Annotated in this window: 9 protein-coding genes; 2 read left to right on the forward strand and 7 right to left on the reverse strand. The window is 48.2% G+C overall.

Annotation, left to right across the window (positions count from 1 at the left end; all coding sequences use genetic code 11):
* The 7 genes from H6F51_21985 to raiA form a co-directional block, all read right to left on the reverse strand.
* The coding region (locus H6F51_21985) for an AAA family ATPase (GenBank protein ID MBD1825140.1) at positions 1 to 760 on the reverse strand (760 nt) is incomplete at its 3' end.
* A 131-nt stretch (positions 761 to 891) separates the two neighbouring features.
* On the reverse strand, positions 892 to 1,344 hold the full coding sequence (locus H6F51_21990; GenBank protein MBD1825141.1) for an ATP-binding protein: 453 nt from the start codon (positions 1,342 to 1,344) through the stop codon (positions 892 to 894).
* Positions 1,345 to 1,491: 147 nt separating this feature from the next.
* On the reverse strand, positions 1,492 to 2,223 hold the full coding sequence (gene rph, locus H6F51_21995) for a ribonuclease PH (protein MBD1825142.1): 732 nt from the start codon (positions 2,221 to 2,223) through the stop codon (positions 1,492 to 1,494).
* An 84-nt stretch (positions 2,224 to 2,307) separates the two neighbouring features.
* Positions 2,308 to 3,009, reverse strand: a complete 702-nt coding sequence (locus tag H6F51_22000) for a molybdopterin-dependent oxidoreductase (protein MBD1825143.1) — start codon at positions 3,007 to 3,009, stop codon at positions 2,308 to 2,310.
* 5 nt (positions 3,010 to 3,014) lie between these two features.
* A complete protein-coding gene (locus tag H6F51_22005) occupies positions 3,015 to 3,596 on the reverse strand; it encodes a cytochrome b/b6 domain-containing protein (protein MBD1825144.1) in 582 nt (193 codons plus the stop codon).
* 176 nt (positions 3,597 to 3,772) lie between these two features.
* On the reverse strand, positions 3,773 to 5,806 hold the full coding sequence (locus H6F51_22010; GenBank protein MBD1825145.1) for an elongation factor G: 2,034 nt from the start codon (positions 5,804 to 5,806) through the stop codon (positions 3,773 to 3,775).
* 322 nt (positions 5,807 to 6,128) lie between these two features.
* Positions 6,129 to 6,779 (reverse strand): ribosome-associated translation inhibitor RaiA, encoded by a 651-nt coding sequence (raiA, locus tag H6F51_22015; GenBank protein MBD1825146.1) that lies wholly within the window; start codon positions 6,777 to 6,779, stop codon positions 6,129 to 6,131.
* Positions 6,780 to 6,976: 197 nt separating this feature from the next.
* Here raiA and lipB point away from each other — a divergent pair, with 197 nt between their 5' ends.
* The gene (gene lipB, locus H6F51_22020; protein ID MBD1825147.1) at positions 6,977 to 7,624 is read left to right on the forward strand and encodes a lipoyl(octanoyl) transferase LipB; all 648 of its coding nucleotides are present in this window, start codon (positions 6,977 to 6,979) and stop codon (positions 7,622 to 7,624) included.
* A gap of 430 nt (positions 7,625 to 8,054) precedes the next feature.
* Positions 8,055 to 10,159: alkaline phosphatase (locus tag H6F51_22025; protein ID MBD1825148.1), on the forward strand; the 2,105-nt coding region annotated here is incomplete at its 3' end.

The raw sequence follows: 10,159 nt of genomic DNA on the forward strand, positions 1-10,159 counted from the left end.
CCACACCCACGAACATTTCGACGAACTCAGAACCAGAGATCGAGAAGAACGGAACACCTGCTTCACCTGCGATCGCTTTAGCCAGCAACGTCTTTCCGGTCCCGGGTGAGCCAACCAGCAGCGCACCTTTCGGAATTCGCGCTCCTACCGCCGTAAAGCGTTCTGGCTTCTTTAGGAAAGCGACGACTTCTTGAAGTTCTTCTTTCGCTTCTTCGATGCCTGCGACATCATCGAACATGACCCCCGTTTTGGCTTCCATTTGGAATCGAGCGCGAGACTTACCAAAGTTCATCGCCTGTCCAGGCCCACCCGGAGAATTGCTCGATCGACGTAGAATCAAGAGCAATCCAGCAATCAGCAACATAAACAGTAGTAGATTCGCAATCAGTCCTACAACGACGCTATTATCGGCGGTGGGCTGAGAATCGAAAGATACCTTATTCTTGCGGAGGCGATCGATTAGTTCTGGATTGCGCTCTAATAGCTGCACTTCGATCGGTGGCTCGTTCTTGTTCTGTCCCTGGAGACGGACTCGCGCAATGCTCTGAGCTTCATCAATTTCGACTCGCTCGACTTCACCTGCATCAATTTTTTTTAGCAATCCCGTATAGTTCAAGTTCTGGCGGGCTTGAGCCATTGCCGGAGCACTCATCAGCACAGTCTGAATTAGCAGCCAGCCCACAAGCGCAGCTTTTGTCACTTTGGATTTCGCTTTAGTGAGGGGCAGTGATTGCGCGAGGTTGCGGGAGCCTTTCATCATGAGTTGCCTTTTGCCTGTGGGACAGTGTGAAAAACTATAATACGGGGAAACTATAGTGCAGGGAAACTATAGCGGGTCAAGAGACGCTTATGCCACTGAAAAAGCGTCTCTATTTTTCTAGTCTAGCCCCGTCAACACGAATTCGACACCTGAGCCGTTCGACTTTCGGGAGTGTACTTTACAATTCTGAGGCAGTTCCGCTGTCCCTGGCGATCGTAGCTCACTTCATCGGCTAAGCGGCGCAGCAAGAACCAGCCATATCCTCCTTCCTGTAGAGTTCCGGGCTGGGGTTCTCGGATATTGTTGGGATCAAAAGGTTGTCCCCAATCCCAGATCTGGATTTCCATACGATCGTCGTGTAGGGCGACCTCAATGTCAATCGAGGTGTCATTTGAAAGTCCGGAATGAGCGTGGCGCACTGCATTCGTGAATCCTTCTGCCAAAGCGAGGTTAAGACGGTGAAGCTGATTGTCGCGACGGGGAAAGTGAGGGTCATGCTGATGCCAAAATCCCTCGAACCACCTTTGGACGTGGTTCAATACGGTAAGATTACTGTTAACTGACAGATGCTCTTGCTGAAACATACTCCGATGCGTTGACTCGATCGCGGGGCTAGTGGTCTCAGTTTTTAACTGTACTTATGATACGTGTCTTTTTAGCGGCGATTCTTTGTATTTTTCCTGAACTCTGCTGAAACATTTGGCACATCGCAGCAGTTTGTTGCGTGGATTTTAATGACTGGGATGAATCTCTAGCGTTTGCCGTTGCAATTCTAACAATTCTTTGATGCCTTTTTCGGCAAGATCCATGATTTGATCTAATTGTCGGCGGGTGAAGCTGCCCTGCTCTGCTGTGCCCTGAATTTCAATGATTTCTAGGACATCATTCATCACCACATTGCAGTCAATGTCAGCAGTGACATCTTCAGGGTAATTCAAATCGAGAAACGCATCGCCTTCGATTAAACCGATCGAAACGGCGGCGACTTGATGCTGAATCGGAGAGCGATCGAGGTCGCCGCACTGAATCAACGAGTCGATCGCATCATGCAGCGCTACAAATGCACCTGTGATAGCAGCGGTACGGGTTCCCGCGTCGGCTTGCAGCACGTCCGTATCGATCGTAATCGTGCGTTCTCCGAGTGCTGTCATATCGAGCACCGATCGCAAACTGCGGCCGATCAGGCGCTGAATTTCTTGGGTGCGTCCGGAGAGTTTGAGCAGTTCGCGTTCTTGACGATCGGGGGTCGCTCCCGGTAGCATCCGGTACTCTGCGGTGAGCCAGCCTTGCCCTTTACCTTCGAGAAATCGAGGCACTTTAGGCTTGACGCTGGCGGTGCAAAGCACTTGAGTATCTCCACAGCAAACGAGAACCGAACCTGCGGAGAATTTAGTAAATCGACGGGTGAAAGTGGTGGGACGGAGTTGATCGGGTTGCCGACCGTCTGGACGCTGCCAGGGCATGAAGTTTCCTCAAATCTGTGTTTCAGCATATCGCTCACAGCAAACAATGGAGGGCGGGATTCCCGATTGTCTTCAGATTTCGGGTTACAATCCGGCAAACCATTCGTAACCTTGGTCTTCCCAATAGCCCCGCGATCGTCCGAGTTGATTGACTAAGGTAATTCGCGTTACCCATTTACTCTGCTTGTATCCCAGTTTAATCGGGGAAGCTACCCGCAAAGGTGCCCCGTTTTGAATCGGCAGGGGTTCGCCGTTTTTCTGGTACGCCATCAGTGTTTGAGGATGCAGGCACGATCGTAAGTCCCAGCTTTCGGAATAGCGATCGGCGGACTGAAAGTAAACATATTTAACATCCGGTTTCGGTTGCGCCAGTTGGATCAAGTCTCGCAGCCGCACTCCGCCCCACTGCACGATCGCTGCCCATCCTTCCACACAGACATGACGAATGACCATCGAGGTCACCGGTAATTTGTAAATGTCGTTCAGGCTCAGTGATAACGGCTGATTCACTTCGCCATCAATAATTAATCGGAAGGTTGCTGGATCAAGGACAGGGGTAAAGCCAAACGTATTGACAATAAGCTGATTTGGCTCGATTTGACTGACTGCAAATTCAGGAACAGGTTTTTCAGGCTGAAATAATAGTTCCTCGAATTTTTGATTGAGCGGTTCTGTGGCTGCACCCACCATATCGGCAAAAATCGGAACGCCACAGCCACCAAGAATCAATCCTGAGCTTGAAACTCCAGCAATTTTGAGAAATTCACGCCGCGAAAAATTCTGCATTACGACTACCAAAACATTGAATCAATCAAGCGAGAGCCACCAACTTTGAGCGCGAGAACGGAATGAACGATCGCAAATCCAATCACGGTCGGAACGCTAGAAAAATGCACAATTCTTAACGCCTGCCAATCTCCAAACATCTCGACAATCCAGGGAAATTGAGCAGGTTTATACATTCCAATGCCGCTCAGAATCGCAAGCAGCAGGATGGGAACGATCGCCGTGTAAGCAACCCGATGCCATGCGTAATATTTTCGCTTTGGGTTTTTTCCGGTTTGCAGGGCTTTGATATCGTTTGTGCCCACGAATCGATGCTTCCACCGTCGCGTTACGACGACATAAATTCCATACCAGAGCAGGTTCAGCGAAAACAATCCCATTCCAGCGAAGTGCCAATCTCGCCCGCCTGCAAGCCAGCCGCCTAGCGTAAAGAGCGGCGGAATTGGAATTCCTGCTCTACCGCCAAATACCGGATTGGCATTGTAGATTTGCAAGCCGCTCGTCAGCATGACAAACAGGCTGACAACATTAATCCAATGAAATGTTTTTGCCAGAATTGCCTGTTTCGGTAAAACTTTGAGTTCCATTAGCGCTTCACAAAACATCACATACTGCTAATGTGACACAAAAAGAACCCGTAGCGTATGAATGACAAAACTACGGGTTTGAACTTTTCAATTTGAACTTTTCAATTACAGAGGTAGACGGATCGGCTCACCTTGCGATCGCTCAGTAGTGTTTCCAAGCAAAATATCAACCAGGCTTACTTCGATCGATTCCCGTTGCTGTGTCCGGTTGTCACCAAAACTCGCTCCGCTAACTTATCGGGGACTTCTTGTAGATGATCGAATTCATACTGGAAGAAGCCGACTCCCATGGTTTGCGATCGTAGTTCCACAATCAAATCGTGCATCTCAGCTTGCGGCAGTAGAACAATCACATCATCCCAACCGACCCAGCCATCTTTGGCATCGTAGCCCAGCACTTGCCCCCGCCGCCCGCTCGACAATCGCAGCACTTTCGAGGTGAAGTCTGAAGGAACTGAAATTGTCGCTTTAACAATGGGTTCTAACAACACAGGCTCACATTTCGCCATACCTTCTTGCATTGCAATTCGAGCCGCTTGTCTAAACGCTTGCTCTGAACTATCAACGTTGTGGTAGGAGCCATTAGTTAAAGTCACGGCAACATCAACCACCGGGAATCCAAGCGGGCCATGTGAGAGATATTCTCGCACTCCCATTTCAACACCAGGGATGTATTGCCTGGGAACCACACCGCCAACAATCTTCTCACCGAACTGGAAGCCCTCGCCACGCGTGACAGGTTGAATATCGAGATACACATCTCCAAACTGTCCATGTCCACCGGTCTGGTGTTTGTAGCGCCCGTGTGAGTTAATCGATTTACGGACGGTTTCTTTGTAGGGAACTTGCGGTAGATGCGTGGTCATGGGCAGATTGTATTTGCGGCGTAAGCGATCGAGCGCCACTTGCAGATGAATTTCACCTTGTCCCCACAAGATGATTTCATGCGTATCGCCATGCTGCTCCCAACAGATACCACAGTCCTCTTCAAGCAGTTTCGCTAATGTTCCAGTGAGCTTCACTTCATCATTGCGCTTCTCTGCCTGGATTGCCATTGCATAGACAGGTTTGATTTGCTCTGGCCTCGGCAGTGAGAGCGCTTGTCCAGTAGTGAGTGTATCTCCAGTTTTAATTCCTTCCATCCGAGCCAGTGCAACAATCTCCCCTGCTTGAGCCGCATTGACACTTTGTTGTTGCTGACCCATCAAGCGGTACATTCCACCAATGCGAACTCCGTTTAAGGTCATGCCATCGGTGATTGTTCCCTGCCACACTCGAACCAGCGAAAGCTTACCGCCCTGTTGAGTATTGTAGGTTTTCAGCACTTGAGCAATTTCGGTGTTGCCAGCTTTGATGCCACGATGCTCTGAGATCGTTTCTGGTTCTGGCGTTTCACGTAGCAGGGCATCGAGCAAAGGTCGTACACCAAAATCTCGATCGGCACAGCCAAAGAACACAGGCACAATCAAATCTGCGCCCAGTTCCATCTTCAAGTCTTGCAAAATTTCGTCTTGGGGTGGCTCGATTTCTTCGAGGAGTTCTTCTAAGAGATGATCATCCCAATTTGCCAAGGTTTCGAGCATTTCCATCCGCGCTAGTTGCTCTTGGTCTTTGAGGTCTGCGGGGAAAGCCACCGGCTCAGCAGGCGCACCCGGATGATAGTGATAAGCCTGTTCTGTGACTAAATCGATAAAGCCAGTCAGCGTTTCTCCGCGTCCGATCGGGTATTGATGCGGCACCAATGGACGACTTGAAACCGCTTTCAGCGCGTGTAGAACTTCCATAAAGTCCACATCGGCGCGATCCATCTTGTTGAAGAAAACTAAGTGCGGAATTTCCCAATCATCCAAGAATTTGAACAATGGCGACAAGGTGAGAACGCGATCGACTAAAGGTTCTGACACCACAACAACCGCATCCACACCGATTAGTGCATTCAGTGCTTCTTGAGCAAATTCAACCGAACCGGGACAATCGAGGAACGTAAACCGCACTCCTTCATAAGTGGTATAAGCCGTGTTCAATTCAACCGTCATTTGGCGATCGCGGGCTTCTTGGCTGCTATCTCCGACTGTATTTTTGTCTTGCACTGTGCCTTTGCGAGTAACCGCATTTGTGACCCAAAGCAAACTTTCTAGTAAAGTCGTTTTGCCGCTGAGGTAAGGGCCTACGATCGCCACGCTTCGGATGCCAATCGAATTACTTTGCATACCATCCTCCTAGAAGTAAATGAATGCGCGATCGTATCCAGTGCGATCGCATGAATAGAAATAGCAATCTTTATTTCAATTCAAAGTGCAGAAACATAGGCTCAATTCTTCACCGTGAAGAGTGTGAAAATCAAGACTGTTCAGCACCTAAATTGAAGCGATTGATAAAATATCTGCTCTTGTTGAAAGAAAAAGATTGTTCAACCTGAGAACTGATAATGTTGGATTATCAAACTGTTTTGATTCGCTACATCAAAACCTCAGATTGTCTTAATAAAACTGTCCTAACAAAAAGGGGCGCGATTGAACGCACCCCCTTTTGTTATCTTATAAGCGATTCAACATTGTCGCTTGTGTGTTTACCACTGCCGTTTTGTTGGGTTTGGTGTCCGTTTTGATGGGTGTGTCCGTTGCCATTTCGGGGCTGAATTACACCGTATCCACCGTGATTGCGCTCATAGGCGACGTTGATCTCACCCGTTTCGACATTGCGGAACATATAGAAATCATGTCCCACCAGTTCAAGCTGCTCGATCGCTTGATCCACGGTCATCGGCGCCATAGAGAAATACTTGGTGCGAACAACTTGCGCTGGAAGTTCTGGCTCTCGATCGAGATTCAGATCTTCAATCATCGGCTGATCGTCCACGGTTGCAACAGATTTGTCGTGGCGATGGTTCGATCGTTTCTCCTTGTATTTTCTTAAACGACGTGCGATTTTATCTGCAACTAAATCAATACTCGCGTATAAATTTTCGCTCCCTTCCTCTGCTCGGACAACAGTTCCATTTGCGTAAATCGTAACCTCAGCAATCTGCTTAACCAGACGGGGGTTGCGGCTAACAGAGAGATGAACATCGACCTCAGTTGTGAGGGTTTGATAGTGGCTCACCGCTTTCTCAATTTTTTGATGAACGTACTCTCGAATTGCATCTGTAATCTCGATGTTCTTTCCCTGGATCACAAGCTTCATATAAGCTATTTCCTCCCGTGAAGTGGTGGGTGATTAACTTCACACTAGCACTTTGTATTGGAGCAAACCATCTGGTTAAAAATGTTTTGCATCTGTTGACAATTCTTGATTTGAAATGTTCGGTAATTTCATCTTGATTCCGCTTGATTTTTTTGTAAAAGTAATCCAGAGTGAAATGTTTGAGGATTAATACGTAGATGCGATCGTGTCTTCTCTACACTCAAGGTTTAATGCCTTACAAACTGGCTTGGGAGTGGCAGCGATCGCTAGCTGATGCCCGGAAACAAAACCCCGACCTTAATGATGTTTTAATATTATTGGAACACCCTCCAGTTTATACATTGGGTCAAGGTTCAGATTTAGGATTTCTCAAGTTCGATCCAAATCAATCTGAGTATGAGCTACATCGCATCGAACGCGGCGGAGAAGTGACTTATCACTGTCCTGGTCAGGTTGTAGGCTATCCGATTCTGAACTTGAATTACTATCAAAAAGATTTGCATTGGTATCTCAGGCAGTTAGAGGAAGTGATTATTCGTGTGTTAGCAGTCTATGGGTTAATGGGAACGCGAATTCCGGGACTGACCGGAGTATGGGTAGAAGATCGAAAGTTAGCCGCGATCGGCATCAAAGTCAGCCGTTGGATCACAATGCACGGCTTTGCTTTGAATGTTAATCCTGACTTAAGTGGATTCGATCGCATTGTGCCGTGTGGCATTGCAGATAAGGCTGTGGGAAGTTTGGAGCAGTTTGTACCAGGAATTATGATCGAGGAAGTGAAGCGAGAAATTGCGATCGCATTCGCAGATGTGTTTGAGGTATCACTCACTCAATGCTACGAATAATCGTCACTGCAGCAGGCATAGGATCTTTATCGAAGTGTTTCTGGATGATAGCTACTTAACTTAAGAGAGTTGCCAAAGTATAGTTCTAGTGCATGTCCTACCAATTATCATTTTCTCTGACATAGCTTATCTGATTAACAAGCAAACCTTAGACCAGCCTTAACCTTAGTGTGGAATTGTTTAGTGTGGAATTGGGGGTGTTGAAGCTTTAGTAATTTCTCTTAGAGCTTAGATAAACATCTGAGATTAAGAAATGAAAGGCTCACATCACTATTAAGCCGCTGCTTACTCATATCTCGATCGGGCTTTTCCCATTCTTTTCATGTTCCAACGCTTACTAGCCGTTGGAAAGTTTTATGTGGAAATTTTTCAGGCTTTCGTACAGACCCGTTCCTCAGCAGTTCAATATACAATCTCCCCTTGAGACACTATGACAACTGGTAATCACGTTATTTTCATTCACCCAGATGGTGCAAGTCCTTCTCACTTCGCAGCTACCCGCTTCATCGATAAAGGTCCTGATGGACGATTAAACTGGGACAATCTTGATCGTGCAGGTGTCTACTTAGGACACATGGAAGACCAGTTAGGAGGAACTTCTAATGCCGGTGCCGTAACCCACGCAACAGGTGCAAAAACCTACGCAGAATCGTTTGGTCTTGATGCCGATGGTTCTCCCGTTGAGTCATTATCTGGCAACACAGGTAGAACAATCGTTCAAGAAGCGATCGCTGCGAATAAAGTAACCGCTTTAGTTCAGTCAGGAGCAGCTTATGAACCCGGTACGGCTGCATTCGTGGCTCAAGTTGGCGAGATCACTGTCAATGGTCAGCGAATTCCCCCTCGTCAACGATTAGCAGACATTACTAAAGAAGTGATTCTATCTGGTGCAGACTTTATTTTAGGTGGCGGTGAACTAAACATGATCCCCGTGGGGCAAAGTGGCTTCCACGGCACGGCTGCTGAGTATGATGCTCTAAGTACCAACGCGCTGCAACGTCCTTCTGAAAACTTAATTGAGCTAGCAAAGAGCCTAGGTTACACCGTGGTGTATACCGAGGAACAGCTTAACGAATTGCTCGATTCCACCAAGTACCCGACACCCCCAACCAAAGTGTTAGGAGTCTTTGCTCCAGTCCACACCTTTAACGATCGACCTGAAGAAGTTCTAGCTCAACGTGGGCAACCGCTCTACGTTGAAACTGCTCCAACGGTCGGTGAAATGTTGGATGTCACCCAGAAGTTGATGGAACAGCACCCCAACTTCAACAATGGCTCCATTGCGATCGTCGAAGAAGAAGGCTCCGACAACTTCGGCAACAACAACAACGCGGCTGGAACAATCGAAGGCGTTCGCCGCGCAGATGCAGCGATCGGGATTGCATTAAACTTTGTGAATAAGTATTCCAATACCCTGCTGTTAACCGCCGCAGATAGTGATGCAGGCGGATTGCAAACCACCGATCGCGATGATCCCGCTGCACCTGTTGGAACTGTCAATGCCAATCTCACCACTTCAACCCGTCCTGTTCCCCTTGACGGTCAAACCGGAGCAAACACTACGCCCTTCGTTGCAGCTCCTGATGCAAGTGGCGATGCTTTTCCCTTTGCTGTAGGCTGGGTCGGAACGCCTGACTTTAGCGGCTCGATCGTCAGCAAAGCTCACGGACTGAATGCAGAAAAGCTACCTGCCACTGTGGATAACACAGGCATGTACGAGTTGATGTACGAGACGCTGTTCAATACTGAATTGCCCACTCGCGTTACGCCTCCTACCCCGGCTCCGGCTGCAACGAAAGACACAGGGAACGTCATCTTTATTCACCCAGATGGCACTAGCCCCTCGCACTACATGGCGGTACGTAATATCGACAAAGGGCCAGACGGTCGATTGAACTGGGATATGATGTCCAACGCTGGTGTTTACCTGGGACACATGGAAAACCAGCTGACTGGAACGTCCAACGCGGGTGCTGTGACTCACGCCAATGGTGTTAAGGTGTTTGATGAATCCTTTGGTCTGGAGGAAGATAACACCGAGATTGTCCCACTGTCTGGTAAAGCTGGCAAAACAATTCTCGAAGAAGCGATCGACGCTGGAAAAGCAACTGCTTTGATTCAATCCGGACATTTGGCAGAACCAGGCTCTGCTGCCTTTGCGGCTGAAACCACAAATCGTTTAGGTGACGATATCCGATCGCGAGACAAGTTTTCTGAAATCATTGAACAAGTGATTCGCTCTGGTACGGATGTGATTTTGGGGGGTGGTGAGCTTTACATGCTCCCCAAAGGAACGACCGGCTTTCACGTCACGGCTGAATTAGATGCCAGTGAAAGCCGCCCAGAGCGTCGCCCAAGTACTAACTTGATCGAGCTAGCACAGTCTTTAGGCTACACGGTAGTCTACACCGAGGAGCAGATGAATGCTGCGGTGAATGGCTCAACCCCACCAGAAAAGCTCTTAGGCGTGTTTTCTGCGATTCATACGTTTGACGATCGTACCGAAGAAGCCTTGGGCTTAAATACAGCAAATCC

The sequence above is a fragment of the Cyanobacteria bacterium FACHB-DQ100 genome, from assembly GCA_014695195.1.
Taxonomy (GTDB): Bacteria; Cyanobacteriota; Cyanobacteriia; order Leptolyngbyales; family Leptolyngbyaceae; genus Leptolyngbya.

Coding starts and splice junctions, on each gene's coding strand:
- rph (MBD1825142.1), bottom strand. CDS start 2,223: ATGCCCTGGCAGCGTCCAGACGGTCGGCAACCCGATCAACTCCGTCCC.
- H6F51_21990 (MBD1825141.1), bottom strand. CDS start 1,344: ATGTTTCAGCAAGAGCATCTGTCAGTTAACAGTAATCTTACCGTATTG.
- H6F51_22000 (MBD1825143.1), bottom strand. CDS start 3,009: ATGCAGAATTTTTCGCGGCGTGAATTTCTCAAAATTGCTGGAGTTTCA.
- lipB (MBD1825147.1), top strand. CDS start 6,977: ATGCGATCGTGTCTTCTCTACACTCAAGGTTTAATGCCTTACAAACTG.
- raiA (MBD1825146.1), bottom strand. CDS start 6,779: ATGAAGCTTGTGATCCAGGGAAAGAACATCGAGATTACAGATGCAATT.
- H6F51_22005 (MBD1825144.1), bottom strand. CDS start 3,596: ATGGAACTCAAAGTTTTACCGAAACAGGCAATTCTGGCAAAAACATTT.
- H6F51_22010 (MBD1825145.1), bottom strand. CDS start 5,806: ATGCAAAGTAATTCGATTGGCATCCGAAGCGTGGCGATCGTAGGCCCT.